Genomic DNA, 21,925 nt, shown 5'->3' on the forward strand with positions numbered 1-21,925 from the left:
ATGGACGGCATGATCACCCGATCCATAGGGTCGCGATCATGCCTGACATATCGCTGACCACCGTCGTCGTCCTCTGTATCGCCGCCCTCGCGGCAGGCTGGATCGACGCGGTGGTCGGCGGCGGCGGGCTGCTTCTGCTGCCCGCGCTGCTGATCGGGCTTCCGGGGTCGACCCCGGCCGCGCACGCCCTCGGGACGAACAAGGCCGTCGCCATCGTCGGCACGACCGGCGCCGCGGTGACGTACGTACGCAAGACACCCGTCGACGTGCCGACCGCCGTGCGCATCGGGCTCGCCGCGCTCGCCGGGTCGATGGGCGGCGCCGTCTTCGCCGCGGGGATGAGCACCGAGGTGCTCAAGCCCGTCATCATGGTCGTCCTTGTCGCCGTCGGCGCCTTCGTCATCTTCAAGCCCGACTTCGGCACCGCGCCCGCCGCCCGGCCCGCCTCGCCCAAGAGGATCCTCGCCGCGATCGGCCTCGCGGGCCTCGGCATCGGCTTCTACGACGGGCTCATCGGCCCCGGCACCGGCACCTTCCTGGTGCTCGCGCTCACCGCCGTGCTCCACCTCGACCTGGTGGCGGCCTCCGCCACCGCCAAGATCGTCAACTGCTGCACCAACGCGGGCGCCCTCGCGATGTTCGCCTGGCAGGGCGCTGTCCTGTGGCAACTGGCCGGTCTGATGGCCGTCTTCAACCTCGCGGGCGGCATGTTCGGCGCGCGCACCGCCCTGAAGAAGGGCAGCGGTTTCGTCCGGGTCGTGCTGCTGACCACCGTGTTCGGGCTCGTGGCCAAGATGGCGTACGAGCAGTGGGTCGCCTAGCCGCAGCCGCAGCCGCAAACACCTTTCGGAGTCTCAGCGCACGCCCGTCAGATGGGCGAAGACCACCACGTTGCCCTCGTAGCCGGTCTTGCGCGAGTACGTGCCGCCGCACGTGATGACCCGCAGCTCGGGGCGGTCCGCCGCGCCGTACACCTTCTCGTCGGGGAAGTTCTTCGCGGCGTAGACCTCGTTCGCGTCGACGGTGAACATCGCCACGCTGCCGTCCCTGCGTTCGACCTCGATGGTGCGGCCCTTGGTCAGGCCGCCCAGGTCGTAGAAGACGGAAGGGCCATCGGCGTTGTCGACGTGCCCCGCCACGATGGCGGTCCCGGTCTCGCCGGGCGTGGTCCCCGACTCGTACCAGCCCGCGAGATTCGTCTGCTTCGGCGGCGGTACGTCGAGGCTGCCCTGGCGGGTGAGGCCGAGCCCCATGAGTGGCGCGTCGACCCGGATGGAGGGGATCCGGATCCGGTCGGGCGGCGACGGGGGGAGCGCGGACGACGCGGGGGCGGGGCCGATGCCGGTGCCCGCCGAAGCCGAAGCCGAAGCGGCCTGCGCGGCGGACGGCTGCGGCGGCGGGCCCGGACCGGCGCCGCTGTGCAGCAGCCAGGCGCCGGAGCACAGGGCGATGGCGGTGACCGCCCCTATCGCGGAGTTGAGGGTCCATCTGCGCATACGTGTTCGTCCTCCTCGGGGTCGGGGAGTCCGGCCCCTCGTCCCCCTCCCGGTCCGCGAGGGACATCGCGGGCCGGGAGGGGGAGGGGGCTTGCGGTACCGGTGGACAGCGGAGGGTGTCCGTCAGATCCTGTCGCCTCTCGCCCGGCGATGCAGGAGCCAGGTACCGCCCGCGGCGGCCACGGCAAGCGCCGCCACACCCGCCGCGGTCTGCACGGGGTCGGGGCCGAGAGCGCCGCCGACCCCCGTCTTCACATGTCCCTTCGGGGTGACCTGCTGCTCACGGGCGGCGGCCGTGGACGTGATCGTCACGACCAGATCGCCCGCCACCTCCTTGCCGCCCGAGCCGGAGCCCGAGCACTTCGCGACGATCTCGTACGTGCCGGGCTGCGCCGACGGCGGCACCTTGAACTGCCCGATCGCGTTCTCCTCGTGCGTGCCCGGCGCCAGTGTGAAGGCGCCCGCGCCCACCGCGCTCGCGTCGCCCGTCGCCGTCCCCTCGCTGCCGCACGCGGTGGTGTTCACCGTGACGGTGCTGCCGGGAGTGACCGTGGACGGAAAGACCTCCAGGCCCCCGCCGGCGGCGAGCACGGCGGCCGCGGCGGGCGGGGTGAGCAGACCCGCCGATGCGACGGCTAGCGCGGCGGTGGTCAGCAGGCGGGCTGTGCGCATCGTGCTCGCTCCTCCGAGGGACCTTCAGAGGGCACGGCCCGCGGCACCCCCAAGTGCCGCTGCGTCGGTCGAACCCCGCTCTACCGAGGTAAGTGGCACTTGCCGGAGCACGCCTCCTGAAGGCCCGTCAGAAACTCTGCGGTGGAGCGGCTTCTGACGTTTCGGCGGATACGTTCCAGCAGGTCACCCGGCGTGTCGCGGAGAAGAATCCGAAGGGGGTGCGGGGCGCCTGTGAATGGGTGACCCGGCGCCCCGCGAGGGACCTGATGCCGGCTCAGAAGTCGACACGGGCTTCGCCTCAGACGGCGTCCCAGGGTGCGCTCTCGTACGCCTCCGTCACGGCCCGCATCAGCTTCGCGTCGACCGCGAACTCCGTGTCGTCGATCCGCCGCACCGGCGCGATGCCGCGCGCGTTGGTGACGAAGGCGGCCGTGTACGACGGCAGGTCCGCGAGGGTGACCGGGCCGTGCCGCGTGGGCAGCCCGGCGTCCGCGAGACGTGGCTCGATCAGCTGCATGGTGATGCCGGCCAGGCAGGGGGCGTCCGGCCAGACGACCTCCGTCCCGTCGTAGAACGCGATGTTCGTGACGGCGCCCTCGCTGATCGTCCCGTCGGGCCCGGTGAGCAGCGCGTCGTCGAAGCCGGCGCGCCGCGCGAGCTCTCCGTAGCGGGCCTGTCCGAAGCCGCCCAGATGCTTGATGTGCGGGAAGGGCCGCAGATAGGGCACCGACTGCAGGGCCTGCGCGTCCGCCGGCATCCGGCCCGGCGCCCGGACGGTGACCATCACGGTCGGTTCGCCGTCGGCGGAGGCGTGGACGAGGACGCGTACGGACGCGTCGGTGATGTCGTCGCGCAGTACGTGCCGGATGAGGCCGCGGACGTACTCGCCGTCGAGATCATGGCCGAAGAGCTCGCGCGTCGCCGCGTCGAGCCGGGCCAGATGCAGCGCGAGCCCCTGCGCCGCGCCGCCCCTGACCTGCAGGGCGGTGAAGTGCCCGACGGCGCCGAGCGCGGGCAGGAGCAGCCGGTCGGCGGTGGCGGCCCGGCCGTCGATCTCAAGGCGCTGTACCAGCTCGGGAGTTGTCATGCCTCTCACCGTACGAGGTGGCGGGGACCCCGAGGAGACACCCTCTTGGAGACCGGCGCGAGATCGGCCACGGGAGCGACTTGACCTCAAGCAAGGTTGAGATAGGAGGCTCTTCCCCATGACTCAGAACACGCTTGTCAACGAGACCCCCGTCCCCACCCCCCTGCGCGTCACCGTCATCATCGGCAGCAACCGCGAGGGCCGCTTCGGGCCGACCATCGCCGACTGGCTGCTGTCCCGGCTCGGCGAGCGCACGGACTTCGAGGTGGACGTCGTCGACCTGGCCGATTCCCGGCTGCCGACCGCGCTCTCCTTCGACCCGTCGCCCGAAGTGGTCGCCGAACTGGAGAAGGTCACCCCGAAGCTGGCCGCCGCCGACGCCTTCGTCGTCCTCACCCCCGAGTACAACCACTCCTACCCCGCGTCGCTGAAGGCCCTCATCGACTGGCACCACGCCGAGTGGCAGGCCAAACCCCTCGCCTTCGTCTCCTACGGAGGGCTCTCCGGCGGCCTGCGCGCGGTCGAGCATCTGCGCCCGGTCTTCGCCGAGCTGCACACCCACACCATCCGCGACACCGTCTCCTTCCACAACGCGGGCGGCCTCTTCGACGCCGACGGCACCCACAAGGACCCGACCGGTCCCGACGCGGCGGCGAAGGCGATGCTCGACCAGCTGCAGTGGTGGGCCTGGGCGCTGCGGAGCGCCAAGGAGGCACGCCCTTACGGCAGTTGAGGACTGAAGTTCACTGCGGGTCCGAGCCCCGAAGGGGCGCGGGGAACTGCGCGACAAGCCCCCACCGGCCCGCAGGTCCATCTCAGCCGTCGGTCTCCGGCAAGTGGACCGCTGCCACAGCCCCGCAGGGCCACGCATTGCTCAGCTCCACGCGCGCGCCGATCACCTGCGCCTGGCCGAACGCGATGGTCAGACCGAGGCCCGTGCCCTGACCGCGCTCCCGCGCGCCGGTCTGGAAGCGCCGCGGGCCGTCCGCGAGGAGATGCTCGGGGAAGCCGGGCCCCTGGTCGCTGACCGTGACCACGGGCCCGGCGACCCGCACCTCCACCGGTTCCGCGCCGTGCCTGCGGGCGTTCGCCACGAGGTTGGCGACGATCCGCTCCAGGCGGCGCGCGTCGGTGCGTACGAAGACGTCGTCAGGGCCCGCGGCGACGAACCGCACCCCGTACCCCGACCGCCGGACGATCCCCTCGACCAGCACGGCCGGCGGATGCACCTCCAGGTCGGGCCGCTCCACCTCCGCGTCGAGCCGCGCCACTTCGAGCAGATCCTCCGTGAGGGTGCGCAGGGCCTGCACCCGGTCGAGCACGAGCTCCGTGGGGCGGCCGCGCGGCAGCAGCTCGGCCGCCGTGTGCAGCCCGGTCAGCGGGGTGCGCAGCTCGTGGGCGACATCGGCGGTGAAGCGCTGCTCGGCCACCAGGCGCCGCTGCAGGGACGCGGCCATCGTGTCGACCGCGGCGGCCAGTTCGGCCACCTCGTCCTTGCCGTGCCCGGTGCCGCCCCGGACGTCCGGCGACCGCGGATGGCCGATACGGGCGTCCAGCTCGCCCTGGCTGATGCGGCGCGCGGTGGCCGCCGCGGTCCGCAGTTCGCGGCTGAGCCGGCTGGCAAGGCCGGCGCCGCCGAGCGCGGCGAGCACGACGACGACGGCCCCCGAGACGATCAGCTGCCGGTCGAACTCGGCCATCTCGGCGGCCTGTTCGCCCAGCGGCTCCCGCACCGACAGGACATGGTCGCCGACCGGCCGCGCCGCCCAGACGGCGGGGTCGGCGGCGCCCATGTCGAGGTAGGTGGTCCGCCGCCCGTCCAGCGCGGCCGCCCGCAGCGACGCGGGCAGGTCCGGTGAGTCGAGGGCGGCGTCCGTGCCGTCCGTGGTGTCCGTGTCGACCTGTCCGGTCAGCTCGTACAGCTGACGCACCCGCACCAGCTGCGCGACCGCACCCGACCTGGCGCCCGCGGAGACCTGTTCGAGCCGCGCGTGGTGCACGAGCAGGCCGATGGCCACGGCGACCACCGCGCAGCCGAGCGAGAGCAGCGCGGCGATCTTCCAGCGCAGGCCGAGCGAGTTGAGGGCGGCGCGGGCGCGCCGGGCGATGCCCCTCACTCGCCGGGCTCCGAGCCGCGCGAGGGCGCCGGGGCGGGGGACCGGGTGCGGTCCTGGCCCGGCGTCTTCCCGTAGTTCTTGTAGTTCTTGTAGTTCTTGGTGTCGCTCACCGTGGACATCCGTACGCCGTCCCAGCGGAACCGCACCGCCTGCTCCCCACCGCCCGCGCACGAGCTGCGCAGCAGCAGATCCGGGCCGATCGTCTCGATGCTCACGCGCTTCCCCGAGGCGAACAGGATGGGGTAGACGCGGCCGCCGAGCGCCCGGTAGACGGAGAGCACACTGCGTCCGCTCTCCGTGTCGGCGGCCACGAGCAGCTCGGGCTTCCCGTCGCCCGTCAGGTCCTTCAGCATGACCGGCCTGAGCCCGGCCCGCCCCGGCCGTTCGATCGCGGGGCGGTCGGCGAGGGCGCGCATCCGCGGGTCGGCCCGCAGGACCGCACGGAAGTCGAGGCTGCCGATGCCCTCCTTGCCCACGTCGGGCAGCCCGTCCAGGGGTTCCGGCGGCGGCTGGTGGGTGGCGGTGTCGGCGCCGGGCGCCTTGGCCGACGTACCCGACCAGGCGGGCCAGAGCGGCTCGGGGCGCGGCTGCACGGAGACGGACGGCGCGGGCTCACCGGCGTCGAGCCCGTCCACGCTGCCGCATCCGGCAAGCACGACGACCGCCGCGGCGGCGGCGAAGGGCGCGCCGCGCAGGAGGCGGGGGCGGGGGCGGCTGAGTTTCATGGCCCTGTCGACGTTAGGAAGCGTCCGTCACGGAGACCGGGAGGTTGTGTAACAGCCGTCGGTACGCCGCCCCGGCGCGCGCGGTTCGGGACCTTCGGCAGGGCCGGTGGCCCTGTCCTGCGAGCGTCTCCGGCGAGAATCGGTGCATGACGTCGACGTACGAAACCGGAGAGCCGGCGGTGGTCACCGTGCTGACCACGACCGACACCGCCCAGAAGGCAGAAGACCTCGCGACCGGCGCGGTGGCGGCGCGGGTCGCCGCGTGCGCGCAGATCGGCGGGCCCGTCGTCTCGGTCTACCGGTGGGAGGGCGGCATCGAGACCGCGCGGGAGTGGCAGATCCTGTTCAAGACGGCAGCCGCGCGGTACGACGCCCTTGAGGCGTGGCTGACCGCGGCCCACGACTACGACACCCCCGAGATCATCGCGACACCGGTGGTGCGGGGCAGCGCCGCGTACCTGGAGTGGGTGGCGCGGGAGACCGCCGAGTGAGCCCGGCGGCGGCCCGGCTGCCGTTCTTCGTTTACGGGACGCTGCGGCCGGGGGAGCCCAACCACGACGTCCACCTGCGCGGCCGCGTCGCCGCGGAGGAGCCCGCGCGGCTCGCGGGGGCGGTCCTGTACGCGGGGCCCGGCTATCCGTACCTGGTGGAGGACCCCGAAGCGGGCCCGGTGCGCGGCGAGTTGATCACCGCACTGCCGTCCGCGTACGACCGGCTCCTCGCCGAGCTCGACGTACTGGAGGACTACGCGCCGGGCGACCCCCGCAACCTGTACGACCGGGTGGTGCGGGACGTGACACTCCTGGACGGGGCCACGGCCCGGGCGTGGGTGTACGTGGCGGCGCCGCGGGTGGCGGCGGGGCTGCGGGCCTCGGGGGCGGTGATCGGGGGAGGGGACTGGGCGTGGTTCCGGGCGCGTCGGTGAGGGCGTGCCGGGGCCGGTCCGTGGCGCGGATTTCGCAGCTCAAACGCCTGCGCACTCGATCCGGTGGACTCCGTCACCCGTGCGAGCTACGCGCACGAATCACATGATCACGAAGGGTCGCGGTTATGGCACTCTCCGTGTGCACCAGTCGGTGCGCGAGTCGGTGCGTGAGCACCACGTCCTCAGCAGGAGCTGCCCCATGAGCCTTCGCCGTTCGCTTCCGGCCCTCGTCGGCGCCGTAGCACTCACTCTCGGCCTCCCCGTGGCGGCCGCCGCGTCCGCTCACGCCCCGACCGCCGTCATGAACCCCTGCGGGTTCTACGAGACCGGCAGCGACGCGTTCTACAACCACTGCACGAGCGACGGCTCGAACGTCGTCATCCAGGTGCGGGTCGCCCTCGCCCCCGACTACGAGCGCTGTGTGGGCCCGGGCAACCACTGGCTGGGTTCGGCGAGCAAGATCCAGGGCGCGCACTACGTGAACCGCACCTGCTGATTCCCGCAGACGCGTGACCGCGGGCTACTCCCTCTCAAGGCGTACCGCACACACCTTGAACTCCGGCATCCGCGAGACGGGGTCGAGCGCCGGATGCGTGAGGGAGTTGGCCCGCCCCTCGCCCGGCCAGTGGAACGGCATGAAGACCGTGTCCGACCGGATCGCCCCGGTGATCCGCGCCGGGGCGACGGCCCGCCCCCGCCGCGAGACCACCGTCACCGGCTCGCCCTCCTCGATCCGCAGCCGCGCCGCGAGCCGCGGATGCAGCTCCACGAACGGCCCGGGGGCGGCTGAGTTCAACTCGTCGACACGGCGCGTCTGGGCCCCCGACTGATACTGGGCGAGCACCCGCCCCGTGGTCAGCAGCACCGGATACTCCGCGTCTGCCTCCTCGGCGGCGGCCCGGTGCACGACCGGCACGAACCGCGCGAGCCCGTCCTCGGTGGCGAACCGGTCGAGGAAGAGGCGCGGGGTCCCGGGGTGCACGGCGTCCGTCCCTTCCTCTTCCTCCTCCGCCGGGGCCAGGTCCTCCGCAGGGCAGGGCCAGAACACCCCCTCCCCGTTCCCTTCCTTCAGGCGTGCGTACGAGATGCCGGAGTAGTCCGCGGGGCCGCCCGCGCTCGCCCTGCGCAGTTCGTCGAAGATCTCCTCCGGGTCCGTCGGGAAGCCCTTCTCGTGGCCGAGGCGCGCGGCGAGGCCGTGGAGCACGTCCAGGTCGCTGCGGACCCCGTCGGGCGCCGTCACCGCCTGGCGGCGCAGAAGCACCCTGCCCTCCAGGTTCGTCACCGTGCCCGTCTCCTCGGCCCACTGCGTCACCGGCAGCACGACATCGGCCAGTTGAGCCGTCTCGGAGAGGACGACATCGGCCACCGCCAGGAAGTCGAGCGACCGCAGCCGCTCCTCCACGTGCGCGGCGCGGGGCGCCGAAACGACCGGGTTGGAGCCCATCAGGAGCAGCGACTTGATGTCCCCGCCGAGTGCGTCGAGCAGTTCGTACGCGGACCTGCCGGGGCCCGGCAGCGAATCGGGGTCGACGCCCCACACCCCGGCGACGTGCGCCCGCGCCGCCGGGTCCGTCAGCTTGCGGTAGCCGGGCAGCTGGTCCGCCTTCTGGCCGTGCTCGCGTCCGCCCTGGCCGTTGCCCTGCCCGGTCAGACAGCCGTAACCGGCCAGCGGGCGGCCCGCGTTGCCCGTGGCGAGGCACAGGTTGATCCACGCGCCGACCGTGTCCGTGCCCTTGGAGTGCTGTTCGGGGCCGCGCGCGGTGAGCACCATCGCCGACTCGGCGGCGCAGAACATCTCGGCCGCGTCCCGCAGCTGAGGCACCGGAACGCCGCTGATCCGCTCCACGTACTCCGGCCAGTGCGCCATCGCCGCCGCCCGCGCCTCCTCCCAGCCGCTGGTGCGCTCCGCGATGAACGCCTCGTCCGTCCGCCCCTCGGCCACCACCAGATGCAGCAGCCCGAGCGCGAGCGCCAGGTCGGTGCCGGGGCGCGGCGCCAGATGCAGATCGGCCTGCTCGGCGGTGCGGGTCCTGCGCGGGTCGACGACGATCAACTTGCCGCCGTTCGCCTTCAGTTCCGTCAGATACCGCAGTGCGGGCGGCATCGTCTCGGCGAGGTTGGAGCCGACCAGGATGACGCAGCCCGTGCGCGGGACGTCCGCGAGCGGGAACGGCAGACCCCGGTCGAGCCCGAAGGCCCGCTGCCCGGCGGCCGCAGCCGACGACATGCAGAACCGGCCGTTGTAGTCGATCTGCGACGTGCCGAGCACCACCCGCGCGAACTTCCCGAGCGCGTACGCCTTCTCGTTGGTCAGACCGCCGCCGCCGAACACCCCGCACGAGTCCGGGCCATGCTCCGTACGCGTGCGGGAGAGCCCGTCGGCGACGCGGTCGACGGCCTCCTCCCAGGTGGCCGGTTCGAGCCGGCCCGTGGCGTGGGATCGGATGAGTGGCTCGGTCAGACGCACCCGGGAGGAGAGCACAGCGGGCGCCGTACGGCCCTTGCCGCACAGCGCGCCCCCGTTCACGGGAAACTCGGGACGCTCCACGACCTCCACCCCGCCGGGGCCGGACGTCAGGCCCATCCCGCATTGCAGCGCGCAGTACGGACAGTGGGTCGGTGTCGCCTTGGTGTGCATACCACCCAGAGTCCGCCGCGCGTGTTACACGCCCCGACGCGCCCGCGTTACACACGCGGTAACCCAACCTCAGCGAGCCCCACACCCCACTGTGAGCCCCGGTCGTGCCCCGTCAGGGGCGCGGGGAACTGCGCGAAAGGCCCCGGCCCAGGTCGTGCCCCTTTAGGGGCGCGGGGAACGGCGCGAGGACGGACCACGCCCCGCACCCGGCGGACAAGCGGGAGCAGGCAGACGCATCCCCGACCCCGCTGAAGACCCCGGCCCAGGTCCTGCCCCTTTAGGGGCGCGGGGAACTGCGCGAGGACGGACCACGACCCGCACCCGGCGGACAAGCGGCAGCAGGCAGACGCAACCCCGCTCAAGGCCCAGGGGCCAGACCCCGCTCAAGGCCCAGAGGCCAGGCTCAACGAGGCGCGGCCAGCGCCCGATCCACGCCCGGCTCCCGGGGCCCGAGGAACCGCGGATCCGGTTGAAACGCCGAGTCCACCGCCGCCTTGCCCGCGGCGAACAACTCCCGCGCCCCGCCGTAGTACCACGTCGCATCGTGCTTGGCGTCGACCCCGACGCCGTACGACGCGACGCCCGCCGCGCGGCACAGCGCGACCGCCCTGCGTATGTGGAAGCCCTGGCTGATCAGCACCGCCCGGTCGACGCCGAACACCTTCTTGGCCCGCACACAGGAGTCCCAGGTGTCGAAGCCCGCGTAGTCGCTGACGATCCGCCGCCCCGGCACACCGCGCTCGGTCAGATACGCGCGCATCGCGTCCGGCTCGTCGTAGTCCTCCCGGCTGTTGTCCCCGGTGACCAGGACGACCTCGATCCGCCCCGCCTCGTACAGCTCGGCCGCCGCGTCCAGGCGGTGGGCGAGATACGGCGACGGCTCGCCCTCCCACAGCCCCGCGCCGAAGACCACCGCGACCCGCGTGTGCGGCACGTCCGCCGTCGTACGCAACCGGCCGTCCGTCGTCACGAACAGCCACGTCGCCGGCAGCAGCGCCACCACGCAGGCGGCCATGAAGACCTGCACGGCCCGCCGCTGCCCCCGCCGCGTGCGCGGCAGCCGCAGCCGCCGCACGCGGGCCCACAGCGATGTGACCCCCTGCTTCCAGTGGGCCCACCGCGCCCACCCCGGCCGTTCCATCCCGAACCCCCGTCCCCCGCCGGATCCCCCGATCCGATCACTGTCCACAACGGTAAGCGAGCCCACCGACAATTGCTGACAGCGCTGCCCAGCCCGCCGTGAGCCCGGCTGAAACGACCCGTCACCGGCGCGCAACGCCGACGCAATCTGCCGCGGCCATCCTCGGTTCATGACGGCGTCGAACCCTCTTCGCGACGAGTCCTCTGTGCCCCAGCTCCTGAACGGCACCCCTCTCGAAAGCACGGCGCAACTCATGGACCGGATCACCAGCCAGCTCGGCAGCCAGCTCAATCTCGTGTCGCTCGACGGCAGGCGCCGCACCGACCCGGCGCCCGCGCTCGTCGTGGTCGCGCACGGCAGCCGCGACCCGCGCGCCCTCGCCACCGTCTCGGCGCTGCTCGAACGGGTCCGCGAGCAGCGCCCCGGACTCACCGTGCGGCTCGGCCACATCGAGCTGAACGAACCGCTGCTCACCGACACCCTCGCCGCGGCGACCGGCTCCGCCGTCCTCGTGCCGCTGCTGCTCAGCCGCGGCTACCACGTCAAGCAGGACATCCCCGACGCGATCGCCGCCGCGCCGCACCTCGACGCGCGCGTCGCCGCCCCGCTCGGCCCGCACCCGCTGCTCGTCGACGCGCTGCACGCCCGGCTCGTCGAGGCGGGCTGGCCGACCCGCCCGAGCGAGGCCGTGCGCCGCACCAGCGGAGTGGTGCTCGCCGCCGCCGGCTCCCGCGACCCGGACTCCGCCGCCGACACCCGGCGTACGGCGGATCTCCTCGCGCGGCGCCTCGGCGTGCCGGTCGTGCCCGCCTACGCCTCGCCCACCGCGAACTCCCCGCTGACCGTGCCCGCCGCGGTGCGCTCGCTCGCCGCCCGCGGACGCCACCGGGCCGCCGTCGCCTCGTACTTCACCGCGCCGGGCCGGTTCGCCTCGCAGTGCGCCGAGGCCGCGCCCTGGATCGCGGCGGCCCCGCTCGGCGACCACCAGGCGATGGCCCGCCTCGTCCTGCACCGCTACGAACAGGCCCGCACGACCGCGGCACCGGCGACCGCGGCCACCTGGCCCCCGGCCCGTCAGCTGACCTCCGCCTGACGCCCGTCCCGCGGCCGCACGGCCGATGAGAGGCCCCTGAAGCCCTCTTTGTCACTGCTTGCGTTTACTGTCGGTGCATGGAAGGCACTGCACCGAACGCGTACGACGACGAGGCCGCCTACGACAAGGCGGTCTACGACAAAGCCGCCTACGACAAGGCCGCCGTCGAGCGATGGGCCGCCGAGCCGGACAAGAGGCCGGGGCGCACCGCCTTCCAGCGGGACCGCGCGCGCGTCCTGCACTCCGCGGCGCTGCGCCGCCTCGCGGGCAAGACCCAGGTGGTCACCCCCGGCACCCGGAGCAACGAGGCCTGGGACGCCAGCGCCCGCACCCGCCTGACGCACTCCCTGGAGTGCGCCCAGGTCGGCCGCGAGCTGGGCGCGGCCCTCGGCTGCGACCCGGACCTGGTGGAGACGGCCTGCCTCGCGCACGACATGGGCCACCCGCCCTTCGGGCACAACGGCGAGCAGGCGCTGAACGAAGTCGCCGAGAGCTGCGGCGGTTTCGAGGGCAACGCGCAGTCGCTGAGGCTCCTCACCCGCATCGAACCGAAGCGCTTCATCCGAAGCGAGGAGACGGACGAACTGGTCAGCGTGGGCCTCAACCTGACCCGCGCCGCCCTGGACGCCGCCACCAAGTACCCCTGGCCGCGCGGCTCCCACCCCACCGACCCGGCGTCCCTCAAGTTCGGGGTCTACGAGGACGACCGGCCGGTCTTCGACTGGGTCCGCAGTCAGGCCCCCGGCCGCCGCACCTGCTTCGAGGCCCAGGTCATGGACTGGTCGGACGACGTCGCGTACTCGGTCCACGACTTCGAGGACGGACTGCACGCCGGGCACCTCGACCCGAACGTGCTGCACGCCGAGCCCGAGCGCCGGGACATCTTCGCCGTGGCGATCGGCCGCTACGTACCGGCGGACACCGACCCCGAAGAGCTCTCCCAGGCCCTCGACCGGCTCCTCGACCAGGAGTGGTGGCCGCACGGGTACGACGGATCGGCCGTCGCCCAGGCCCGGTTGAAGGACGCCACGAGCCAGCTCATCGGCCGCTTCTGCCTCGCCGCGGAGGCCGCCACCCGCGCGCGCCACGGCACGGGCCCGCTCACCCGGTACGCCGCCGAGCTCGTCGTCCCGCGCGGCGCCCGCCACGAGTGCGCGGTCCTCAAGGCCGTCGCCGACCGCTATGTGATGCAGCGCCCCGCCCAGGAGCGGCTCCGCGCCGACCAGCGGATCGTCGTCGCCGAGCTGGCAGAGGCGCTCACGGCCCGCGCCCCCGAAGGACTCGACCCGCAGTTCCGCGCGCTGTACGACGTGGCGCCCGACGACCGCGCGGCCCTGCGCGTGGTCGTGGACCAGATCGCGTCACTCACGGACGCCGCCGCCCGCTCGCTGCACGCGCGGCTCACGGCACGGCGCCCCATTTCCGAGCAGACCGACCACGGGGCGTGACGAAAACTGGCCGGATAGGGCCGCAACCCCTTCCCCCATCACGCTCTGTGCGGGACGCTCCCCTGACGGCAAGGCTTTGAGGAGGCATCAAGTGGTCGACGCGGATCAGACGTTCGTCATTGTCGGAGGAGGTCTCGCGGGCGCGAAAGCGGCCGAGACACTCCGGTCCGAGGGCTTCACCGGCCGGGTGATCCTCATCGGTGACGAGCGCGACCACCCGTACGAGCGCCCGCCCCTGTCGAAGGGGTATCTGCTGGGCAAGGAGGAGCGGGACAGCGTCTTCGTCCATGAACCCGCCTGGTACGCGCAGTCGGACGTGGAGCTGCACCTCGGCCAGACCGTCGTCGCCATAGACCGCACCGCCAAGGCCGTCCGCCTCGGGGACGGCGCCGTCATCCACTACGACCGGCTGCTTCTGGCCACCGGCGCCGAGCCGCGCCGCCTCGACGTGCCGGGCACCGACCTGGTGGGCGTGCACCACCTGCGCCGCCTCGCGCACGCCGACCGGCTCCGTCAGGTTCTGGCCAGTCTCGGCCGTGACAACGGCCACCTGGTGATCGCCGGAGCCGGCTGGATCGGCCTGGAGATCGCCGCGGCCGCGCGGACGTACGGCGCGGAGGTCACCGTCGTCGAGCCCGAGCCCACCCCGCTGCACGCGGTCCTCGGCCCCGAGCTCGGCCAGATGTTCGCCGACCTGCACGCCGAGCACGGCGTCCGCTTCCACTTCGGCGCGAAGCTCACCGAGATCACCGGACAGGACGGCCTGGTCCTCGCCGCCCGCACCGACGACGGCGAGGAGCACCCGGCGCACGACGTGCTCGCCGCGATCGGCGCCGCCCCGCGCACCGCGCTCGCCGAGTCGGCCGGGCTCGAAATCGCCGACCGGGCGCACGGCGGCGGAATCGTCGTCGACGCCAGCCTGCGCACCTCGGACCCGGACATCTTCGCGGCGGGCGACGTGGCCGCCGTACTGCACCCGCTCTTCGACATGAGGCTGCGCGTGGAGCACTGGGCGAACGCGCTCAACGGCGGCCCGGCGGCCGCCCGCGCGATGCTCGGCCAGGACGTGACGTACGACCGGGTGCCGTACTTCTTCTCCGACCAGTACGACGTGGGCCTCGAGTACTCGGGCTGGGCGCCGCCGGGGACGTACGACCAGGTCGTGGTCCGTGGCGACGCCGGGAAGCGGGAGTTCGTCGCCTTCTGGCTGAGCGAGGGAAGGATCCTCGCCGGGATGAATGTGAATGTGTGGGACGTCACGGACACCATCCAGAAGCTGATCCGCGCGGGTGCCCGGCCGCCCGCCGAGTCCCTCTCGGATCCCTCCGTCCCCCTGGAGTCGCTGCTCCCGTGACCGGCCGGGCGGGAGTGTCACAGCAGGGCCGTAGTATTCCTACGTGGCAGGCAGGATCAATGACGAGGACGTGAAGGCGGTTCGGGACGCGGTCCCGATCGACGCCGTGGTCTCCGACTACCTCCAGCTGCGCAACGCGGGGGGCGGCAACCTCAAGGGTCTGTGCCCCTTCCACGACGAGAAGTCACCGTCCTTCCAGGTCAGCCCGAGCAAGGGTCTCTTCCACTGCTTCGGCTGCCAGGAAGGCGGCGACACGATCGCCTTCGTGATGAAGATCGACCACCTCACCTTCTCGGAGACGGTCGAGCGCCTCGCCGCCCAGGCGGGCATCACGCTGCGGTACGAAGAGGGCGGGTACAACCCCTCGAACCAGCGCGGCGAGCGCATCCGCCTCGTCGAGGCCCACAAGATCGCCGCGCAGTTCTACATCGACCAGCTGGAGAGCCCCGAGGCCGAGATCGGCCGCAAGTTCCTCGCCGAGCGCGGCTTCGACCAGGCCGCCGCAGCGCACTTCGGCGTGGGCTACAGCCCGGCGGGCTGGGACCACCTCACCCGCTTCCTGCGCGGCAAGGGCTTCAGCGACAAGGAGCTGACCCTCTCCGGCCTCTCCCAGGAGGGCCGCCGCGGCCCCATCGACCGCTTCCGCGGCCGCCTGATGTGGCCGATCCGCGACATCAGCGGCGAGGTCGTCGGCTTCGGCGCGAGGCGTCTACGCGACGACGACAACGGCCCCAAGTACCTGAACACCCCCGAGACGCCGATCTACAAGAAGTCTCAGGTTCTGTACGGCATCGACCTCGCTAAGAAGGAGATTGCCAAGACCAGCCGTGCTGTCGTCGTTGAGGGATACACGGACGTGATGGCTTGCCACGTTGCAGGTGTGGCCAATGCGATCGCTACCTGCGGTACCGCGTTCGGTGGCGACCACGTCAAGATCTTGCGGCGGTTGTTGATGGATAACTCGCGGTCGAAGGTGATCTTCACGTTCGACGGTGATGCCGCGGGGCAGAAGGCTGCGTTGCGAGCTTTTGAGGATGACCAAAAGTTTGCTGCACGGACGAACATTGCCGTCAGCCCAGGGGGCATGGATCCATGCGAATTGCGGCTCGCTCAGGGTGATGTGGCCATCCGGGAAGTCGTTGACGGAAGTACGCCGCTCTTCGAGTTCGCGATCCGTTCCCTGGTGGACCAGCACGACGTGGAGACCCCAGAGGGGCAGGCAGCGGCTCTGGAAGCGGCTGCCCCGATCGTGGCGCACATCAAGGACGAGGCCATCCGGCACAAGTACGCCGTGATGTTGTCGGGCTTGCTGGGCTACGTGACCGACAACCAGTTCGTGGTGCAGCGCATTGCGCGGTTGTCGCGCTGGGCGCGGGACCGGCGCAGCAGAGGGCCGGCGCCAGCCACCTCGCAGCGCGTTCCCCAGGCGCAAGTATCCGCTCCAGTGGCCCCCACGGGGCCCGCGCTGAACCTGCGCAGCCCCGCCCACCGCACCGAGCGCGAGCTGCTCAAGCTGGCCCTGCAGCGCCCGGAGCTGGTCTCCCCGACCTTCGACGCGTACGGCATGGACGAGTTCACCGCCCCGCCCTACGCCGCGGTGCGCCGCTGCGTGGAGGAGGCGGGCGGCGCCGACGCGGGCATCGCCGAGCCGCAGGCCTATCTGGCGAGGGTCCTGGACGCGGCGCCCGACAACTCGGTCCGCGCCATGGTCACCGAGCTGGCCGTCGAAGCGATCCTGCGCAGATCCGTCGACGAGATGTACGCGGGCATCCAGCTCGTCCAGGTCAGACTGCGCGCCGTCGACCGCCGCATCCGCGAGGTCCAGGGCAGCCTGACCCGCCTGGGCGGCCAGGGCGACCCGGCGCAACTGACCGCCGTACAGAACGAGTTGTGGGTCCTCCAGCAGTACGCCCAGGCGCTGCGCGAGCGAGGCGCGGACGCCCTTTAGAGCCCGCTCCGAGGTTCACCCCGGACGGCACCGGTTACCCGTCGGGTAACCACCCGGTCACGGACCGGACTCAAAAAGTCACCGCACGCCCCTCGTGGCGGCCGTGTGTCGTGCCCCACACTGGGTTGCGGTGCCTGAGTCCTCGGAGCGCGGCCGGCCCGCAGACAGCGAATGCGGATCCGGTACACCCGCGGTTCCACACATCGTGTTCGGGACGGACAGCGGCGAGGCCGTCGAAGCCGATCCCGCTGTACCGCTGCCGCACGCCTCAGCAGCGATCATCATGGAGGTCGCCCCCGTGCAGACCCAGACCCTCACACAGAGCGAGACCGCCGTGCCCGCGAAAGCGGGGGCGGAGGCCGGCGCGGACCTCATAGCGGCCGTACCGCCGCAGGGCCGCGCCGCACGGCGCCCGGAAACGGGCCCCGCGGTCCCCGCGAGCACAGAGGCCCCGGACGCCCCTGAACCCGCCGAGGCGCTCGAACCGGACACCGGCGAGCTGCCCCCGGCACCCCGCGGCCGCACCGACACCGGCGGCCCGTCGTCCGACCTGTTCCGGCAGTATCTGCGCGAGATCGGCCGGATCCCGCTGCTCACGGCGGCGGAGGAGGTGGAGCTCGCCCGCAGCGTCGAGGCCGGGCTCTTCGCCGAGGAGAAGCTGCGGCTCGCCCCCGACCTGGACTCCCAACTCGCGCTCGACCTGGACAAGTTGGTCGTCGCAGGACGGATGGCCAAGCGCCGCCTGATCGAGGCCAACCTCCGCCTGGTCGTCTCCGTCGCCAAGCGGTACGTGGGACGCGGGCTCACCATGCTCGACCTCGTCCAGGAGGGCAACCTCGGCCTGATCAGGGCCGTCGAGAAGTTCGACTACGCCCGGGGCTACAAGTTCTCGACGTACGCGACCTGGTGGATCCGCCAGGCCATGTCGCGGGCCCTCGCCGACCAGGCCCGCACCATCCGCGTCCCGGTGCACGTGGTGGAGCTGATCAACCGCGTCGTGCGCGTCCAGCGCCGCATGCTCCAGGAGCGCGGCTATGAACCCACGCCCGAAGAGGTCGCGGCCCACCTGGACCTGCCGCACGAGCGGGTCAGCGAAGTCCTGCGCCTGGCCCAGGAACCGGTGTCCCTGCACGCCCCCGTGGGCGAGGAGGACGATGTCGCGCTCGGCGACCTCATCGAGGACGGCGACGCGACAAGTCCCGTGGAATCAGCGGCGTTCCTGCTGCTCCGCGAGCACCTGGAGGCGGTGCTCTCCACGCTCGGCGAGCGCGAACGCAAGGTCGTCCAGCTCCGCTACGGCCTCGCGGACGGCAGGCCCCGCACCCTGGAGGAGATCGGCCGCATCTTCGGCGTGACCCGAGAACGCATCCGCCAGATCGAATCCAAGACCCTCAACAAGCTGCGGGACCACGCCTTCGCGGACCAACTGCGCGGCTACCTGGACTAGTCGACCTCGGCCACGGCCTCGGCGAACTGGGCCTTGTACAGCCGCTCATACGCCCCACCGGCGGCCAGCAGCGCGTCATGCGTGCCCTGCTCGACGATGTCCCCGTCCTCCATCACCAGGATGGTGTCCGCGTCCCGGATCGTGGAGAGCCGGTGGGCGATGACGAACGAGGTCCGCCCGTGCGCGAGGCGGGCCATGGCCTTCTGGATGAGCACCTCGGTCCGGGTGTCGACGGAACTCGTCGCCTCGTCGAGGACGAGGATCACGGGGTCGGACAGGAACGCCCGGGCGATCGTGATGAGTTGCTTCTCGCCCGCGCTCACCCCCGTGCCCTCGTCGTCGATCACCGTGTCGTAACCCTCCGGAAGCGTCCGCACGAAACGGTCCGCGTGGGCCGCCCGCGCCGCCTCCTCGATCTCATCGCGGGTGACCTCCTTGGCCGCTCCGTACGCGATGTTCTCCGCGATGGTGCCGCCGAACAGCCAGGTGTCCTGGAGCACCATGCCGATGCCGGACCGCAGTTCGTCGCGCGACATCCTCGCGATGTCGACCCCGTCGAGCGTGATGCGCCCGCCGGTGACCTCGTAGAACCGCATCAACAGATTGACCAGCGTGGTCTTGCCTGCGCCCGTCGGGCCGACGATGGCCACGGTGTGGCCGGGCTCGACCTTCAGGGACAGGTCCTCGATGAGCGGCTTGTCCTTCGCGTAGCGGAAGGAGACATGGTCCATCTCGACCCGGCCGCTCAGCCGGCCTATGCGCTCGCCCGGCACCGGGTCCGCCTCCTGCTCGTCCGCGTCGAGCAGTTCGAAGATCCGCTCGGCGGACGCGACACCGGACTGCACCAGGTTCGCCATCGACGCGACCTGCGTGAGCGGCATCGAGAACTGCCGCGAGTACTGGATGAAGGCCTGCACATCGCCGATCGACAGCGCGCCCGACGCGACCCGCAGGCCACCCACCACGGCCACGAGCACATAGTTGAGGTTCGACATGAAGAACATCAGCGGCTGCATGGCCCCGCTGTTGAACTGCGCCTTGAACCCGGCCTCGTACAGCGCGTCGTTCTGCTCGGCGAAGGCCTTGGCCGACTCCTCCTGACGCCCGAACACCTTCACCAGGCTGTGCCCGGTGTACATCTCCTCGATGTGCGCGTTGAGCTTGCCGGTGGTCTTCCACTGCTGCACGAACTGCGGCTGCGACCGCTTGCCGACCTTCGTGGCGACGTAGAACGACAGCGGCACGGTGATCAGCGCCACCAGCGCGAGCAGCGGCGACACATAGAACATCATCACCAGTACGCCGATGATGGTGAGCAGCGAGTTCACCAGCTGCCCCATGGTCTGCTGCAGCGTCTGCCCGATGTTGTCGATGTCGTTGGTGGCCCGGCTGAGCACCTCACCGCGCTGCCGCTTGTCGAAGTACGACAGGGGGAGCCGCGACAGCTTCGTCTGTACGTCCTCGCGCAGCCGGAAGACGGTCCGGTTGATGGCGCGGTTGGAGAGCCGCGTCGCCACCAGCATCAGCAGGCCCGCCGCCAGGAACGTACCGAGCGCGAGCAGCAGCACCTCGCCGACCGCGCCGAAGTCGATGCCATCGCCCGGCGTGAAGTCGACCCCGGAGAGCATGTCGGCCATGCCGCCGTCGCCCTTGTCCCGCAGCTGCTCGATCGCCTGGTCCTTGGTGACCCCGGCCGGCATGTCACGGCCGACGATGCCCGCGAAGAGCAGGTCGGTCGCCCTGCCGAGGATCTTCGGGCCGAGCACGGTGAACGCCACGCTGAGCACCACGGCGGCGATCATCCCGTACATCGTGGCGCGCTCGGGCCTGAACTGCGCCAGGAGCCGCTTGCCGGACCCCTTGAAGTCCATGGACCGGGAGTCCGGCCCCATCATGTGTCCGCCCGGACCGGCCATTACGCGGCCTCCGCTTCCGTCAGCTGGGAGAGCACGATCTCCCGGTAGGTCTCATTGCTCTCCATCAGCTCGTGATGGCGTCCGGTTCCCACGACCCGGCCCTCGTCGAGGACGATGATGCGGTCGGCGTCCCGGATCGTCGACACGCGCTGGGCGACGATCACGACGGTCGCCTCGGCGGTCTCGCGGGACAGGGCGCTTCTGAGCGCCGCGTCCGTCGCGTAGTCGAGGGCCGAGAACGAGTCGTCGAAGAGGTAGATCTCCGGGCGCTGGACCAGTGTCCGCGCGATGGACAGGCGCTGGCGCTGACCACCGGAGACGTTCGTGCCGCCCTGCGAGATCGGCGCGTTGAGCCCCTCCTCCAGGCCCTCGACGAAGCCCTTGGCCTGGGCGACCTTCAGGGCGTGCCAGAGCTCGTCGTCCGTCGCGTCCGGGTTGCCGTAGCGGAGGTTGGTGGCGACCGTGCCGGCGAAGAGGTACGGCTTCTGCGGGACCAGGCTCACGGTCTTCGCGAGCAGCGTCGGCTCGACGGTGCCCACGTCGACGCCGCCGACAAGGACCTGCCCCTCGGTCGCGTCGATCAGCCGCGGTACGAGACTGAGCAGCGTCGACTTGCCGCTGCCGGTCGACCCGATCACCGCGGTCGTCTCGCCGGGGCGCGCCACCAGGTCGATGGCCTTGATGACGGGCTCCTCGGCGCCGGGGTAGCGGAAGCCCGCGGCCCGGATCTCCAGGTGGCCGTGGCTGCGCAGTTCGCGCACCGGGTCGGCCGGGGGCACCACGCTGCTCTCGGTGTCCAGGACCTCCTCGATGCGCTCGGCGCAGACCTCGGCGCGCGGCACCTGCATGAACATGAAGGTGGCCATCATCACGGACATCACGATCTGCATCAGATACGCGAGGAACGCGGTGAGCGCCCCGATCTCCATGCCGCCGCTGTCGATGCGGTGCGCGCCGAACCACACCACGGCGATCGACGAGATGTTCACGACGGTCATGACGATCGGGAACATCAGGGCGAGCAGCTTGCCGGTGCCCAGCGACACCTCGGTCAGCGCGCCGTTGGCCTGCCGGAAGCGGTCCTTCTCGTACTCGTCACGGACGAAGGCGCGGATGACGCGGTTGCCGGTGATCTGCTCGCGAAGGACCCGGTTCACGGTGTCGAGGCGCTCCTGCATCGTGCGGAAGAGCGGGCGCAGCCGCTTCACGATGAGGCTCACGCAGATCCCGAGGACGGGCACGACCGCGATCAGGACGCCCGAGAGCGGTACGTCGAGGCCGAGGGCCATGATGATGCCGCCGACGCACATGATCGGCGCCGACACCATCAGCGTGAACGACATCAGGACCAGCATCTGCACCTGCTGGACGTCGTTCGTGGTCCGGGTGATCAGGGACGGCGCGCCGAACTGGCCCAACTCCCGTGCGGAGAACGACTGCACGCGGTCGAAGACGGCGGCCCGGATGTCGCGGCCGAGCGCGGCCGCGGTGCGGGCGCCGTAGTAGACGGCGCCCACGTTGCAGACCACCTGGGCGACGGTGACGGCGATCATGACGCCGCCGAACGACAGGATGTAGCCCGTGTCCCCCTTCACGACACCCTTGTCGATGATGTCGGCGTTGAGCGTGGGCAGATACAGCGAGGCGCAGGTCTGCAGGAACTGCAGCAGCACCAGCAAGGCGATGGGCTTTTTGTACGGGCCCAGATGGGCTCGCAGGAGTCGTATGAGCACGGGGTCTCTTCGAGAGGCGTGGGCGGGGTTTCTGGCGAGGTCGCCCCCCATACTCCGGTACCGCCCCCGGGCGTGTGCAACCGATTAAGCCATGACCCAGTAAAAAAATTGTCCGGGTCAAGAAGTAGGCACGCCCCTGCGGGTGCGTCGTGGCTGGTCGCGCCCACGCGGCGGAGCCGCAGATG

19 protein-coding genes are annotated in these 21,925 nt (G+C 71.7%); 10 read left to right on the forward strand and 9 right to left on the reverse strand.

The genetic code is table 11. The annotated features are described in order from the left end of the window. Positions 1 to 38 precede the first annotated feature (38 nt). Positions 39 to 821, forward strand: coding sequence for a TSUP family transporter (locus OG453_RS12125; protein ID WP_266867294.1), 783 nt, complete (start codon positions 39 to 41; stop codon positions 819 to 821). 33 nt (positions 822 to 854) lie between these two features. Here OG453_RS12125 and OG453_RS12130 read toward each other — a convergent pair whose 3' ends face one another. The 3 genes from OG453_RS12130 to OG453_RS12140 form a co-directional block, all read right to left on the reverse strand. Further along, complete coding sequence (locus tag OG453_RS12130) at positions 855 to 1,496, reverse strand: class F sortase (RefSeq protein WP_266867295.1); 642 nt, start codon at positions 1,494 to 1,496, stop codon at positions 855 to 857. 123 nt (positions 1,497 to 1,619) lie between these two features. Continuing rightward, positions 1,620 to 2,168 carry a hypothetical protein gene (locus OG453_RS12135; protein ID WP_266867296.1) on the reverse strand — a complete coding sequence of 183 codons (549 nt, stop codon included), beginning with the start codon at positions 2,166 to 2,168 and terminating at the stop codon, positions 1,620 to 1,622. Positions 2,169 to 2,466: 298 nt separating this feature from the next. Then, positions 2,467 to 3,255 (reverse strand): aminotransferase class IV, encoded by a 789-nt coding sequence (locus OG453_RS12140; protein ID WP_266867298.1) that lies wholly within the window; start codon positions 3,253 to 3,255, stop codon positions 2,467 to 2,469. 118 nt (positions 3,256 to 3,373) lie between these two features. Here OG453_RS12140 and OG453_RS12145 point away from each other — a divergent pair, with 118 nt between their 5' ends. Beyond that, entirely contained in the window at positions 3,374 to 3,988 is a 615-nt protein-coding gene (locus OG453_RS12145; protein ID WP_266867300.1) for an NADPH-dependent FMN reductase, read from the forward strand. Positions 3,989 to 4,070: 82 nt separating this feature from the next. Here OG453_RS12145 and OG453_RS12150 read toward each other — a convergent pair whose 3' ends face one another. Further along, positions 4,071 to 5,372: a HAMP domain-containing sensor histidine kinase gene (locus tag OG453_RS12150; protein WP_266867302.1), complete on the reverse strand. Its 1,302-nt coding sequence runs from the start codon at positions 5,370 to 5,372 to the stop codon at positions 4,071 to 4,073. Continuing rightward, positions 5,369 to 6,097: a hypothetical protein gene (locus OG453_RS12155; RefSeq protein ID WP_266867304.1), complete on the reverse strand. Its 729-nt coding sequence runs from the start codon at positions 6,095 to 6,097 to the stop codon at positions 5,369 to 5,371. The genes OG453_RS12150 and OG453_RS12155 overlap by 4 nt, the downstream gene beginning before the upstream one ends. A 146-nt stretch (positions 6,098 to 6,243) precedes the next feature. On the opposite strand from OG453_RS12155, the gene cutA reads away from it, so the two are divergent. The 3 genes from cutA to OG453_RS12170 all read left to right on the forward strand — a co-directional run bounded on the left by cutA (position 6,244) and on the right by OG453_RS12170 (position 7,518). Further along, positions 6,244 to 6,588, forward strand: coding sequence for a divalent-cation tolerance protein CutA (gene cutA, locus OG453_RS12160; protein WP_266867305.1), 345 nt, complete (start codon positions 6,244 to 6,246; stop codon positions 6,586 to 6,588). Continuing rightward, on the forward strand, positions 6,585 to 7,022 hold the full coding sequence (locus OG453_RS12165; protein ID WP_266867307.1) for a gamma-glutamylcyclotransferase family protein: 438 nt from the start codon (positions 6,585 to 6,587) through the stop codon (positions 7,020 to 7,022). Before cutA ends, OG453_RS12165 begins: the two co-directional genes overlap by 4 nt. A gap of 199 nt (positions 7,023 to 7,221) precedes the next feature. Next, positions 7,222 to 7,518 (forward strand): DUF6355 family natural product biosynthesis protein, encoded by a 297-nt coding sequence (locus OG453_RS12170; RefSeq protein ID WP_266867309.1) that lies wholly within the window; start codon positions 7,222 to 7,224, stop codon positions 7,516 to 7,518. A 24-nt stretch (positions 7,519 to 7,542) separates the two neighbouring features. On the opposite strand, the gene OG453_RS12175 is transcribed toward OG453_RS12170, so the two are convergent. Next, on the reverse strand, positions 7,543 to 9,660 hold the full coding sequence (locus OG453_RS12175; protein WP_266867311.1) for a molybdopterin oxidoreductase family protein: 2,118 nt from the start codon (positions 9,658 to 9,660) through the stop codon (positions 7,543 to 7,545). Between the two features lie 403 nt (positions 9,661 to 10,063). Next, on the reverse strand, positions 10,064 to 10,801 hold the full coding sequence (locus OG453_RS12180) for a vancomycin high temperature exclusion protein (protein WP_266867313.1): 738 nt from the start codon (positions 10,799 to 10,801) through the stop codon (positions 10,064 to 10,066). A gap of 169 nt (positions 10,802 to 10,970) precedes the next feature. On the opposite strand from OG453_RS12180, the gene OG453_RS12185 reads away from it, so the two are divergent. From OG453_RS12185 to OG453_RS12205, 5 genes are all read left to right on the forward strand, one after another. After that, on the forward strand, positions 10,971 to 11,894 hold the full coding sequence (locus tag OG453_RS12185; protein ID WP_266867315.1) for a sirohydrochlorin chelatase: 924 nt from the start codon (positions 10,971 to 10,973) through the stop codon (positions 11,892 to 11,894). Positions 11,895 to 11,971: 77 nt separating this feature from the next. Next, on the forward strand, positions 11,972 to 13,342 hold the full coding sequence (locus tag OG453_RS12190) for a deoxyguanosinetriphosphate triphosphohydrolase (RefSeq protein WP_266867317.1): 1,371 nt from the start codon (positions 11,972 to 11,974) through the stop codon (positions 13,340 to 13,342). Positions 13,343 to 13,433: 91 nt separating this feature from the next. Continuing rightward, positions 13,434 to 14,696 (forward strand): NAD(P)/FAD-dependent oxidoreductase, encoded by a 1,263-nt coding sequence (locus OG453_RS12195; protein ID WP_266867319.1) that lies wholly within the window; start codon positions 13,434 to 13,436, stop codon positions 14,694 to 14,696. Between the two features lie 43 nt (positions 14,697 to 14,739). Further along, positions 14,740 to 16,644 carry a DNA primase gene (gene dnaG / locus OG453_RS12200; protein WP_266867321.1) on the forward strand — a complete coding sequence of 635 codons (1,905 nt, stop codon included), beginning with the start codon at positions 14,740 to 14,742 and terminating at the stop codon, positions 16,642 to 16,644. 130 nt (positions 16,645 to 16,774) lie between these two features. Beyond that, entirely contained in the window at positions 16,775 to 18,091 is a 1,317-nt protein-coding gene (locus OG453_RS12205) for an RNA polymerase sigma factor (protein WP_266867323.1), read from the forward strand. Here the strand turns inward: OG453_RS12205 and OG453_RS12210 are convergent. Both OG453_RS12210 and OG453_RS12215 read right to left on the reverse strand, forming a co-directional pair. Continuing rightward, positions 18,088 to 20,007 carry an ABC transporter ATP-binding protein gene (locus OG453_RS12210; RefSeq protein WP_266867324.1) on the reverse strand — a complete coding sequence of 640 codons (1,920 nt, stop codon included), beginning with the start codon at positions 20,005 to 20,007 and terminating at the stop codon, positions 18,088 to 18,090. The two genes, OG453_RS12205 and OG453_RS12210, sit on opposite strands and share 4 nt — an antisense overlap. Beyond that, entirely contained in the window at positions 20,007 to 21,740 is a 1,734-nt protein-coding gene (locus OG453_RS12215; RefSeq protein WP_266867326.1) for an ABC transporter ATP-binding protein, read from the reverse strand. Before OG453_RS12215 ends, OG453_RS12210 begins: the two co-directional genes overlap by 1 nt. Positions 21,741 to 21,925: the final 185 nt, after the last annotated feature.

The sequence above is a fragment of the Streptomyces sp. NBC_01381 genome, from assembly GCF_026340305.1.
In the GTDB taxonomy this organism is placed as follows: domain Bacteria; phylum Actinomycetota; class Actinomycetes; order Streptomycetales; family Streptomycetaceae; genus Streptomyces.